Below are 303 nucleotides of genomic sequence, written 5' to 3'. Positions count from 1 at the left end.
CAACATCCTGGTTGTCTGCGTATCTTCACATCGTTTTCCACTTAACCTGACTTTGGGACCTTAGCTGTAGATCTGGGCTGTTTCCCTTTTGACAATGACATTTATCTGACACATTCTGACTCCCAAGCATCAATACTCTGGCATTCTGAGTTTGATAAGCTTCGCTAACCTCTCGGCAGCTAGGCTATTCAGTGCTTTACCTCCAGGTATCTAACTTGAGGCTAGTCCTAAAACTATTTCGGGGAGAACCAGCTATCTCCGGGTTCGATTGGAATTTCTCCGCTACCCACAGTTCATCCGCCG

The 303-nt window shown here is 46.5% G+C and carries 1 rRNA gene; it reads right to left on the bottom strand.

What is annotated here, in order from left to right:
- Positions 1-303 (bottom strand): 23S ribosomal RNA (locus P0G09_RS18470); the annotation flags it as partial.

Source organism: Faecalibacterium sp. DFI.5.82 (genome assembly GCF_029076575.1).
Classification (GTDB): domain Bacteria; phylum Bacillota; class Clostridia; order Oscillospirales; family Ruminococcaceae; genus Faecalibacterium; species Faecalibacterium duncaniae.
Note: the sequence above shows the minus strand (reverse complement) of the source record. Positions and strands in the feature narration are given on the sequence as shown.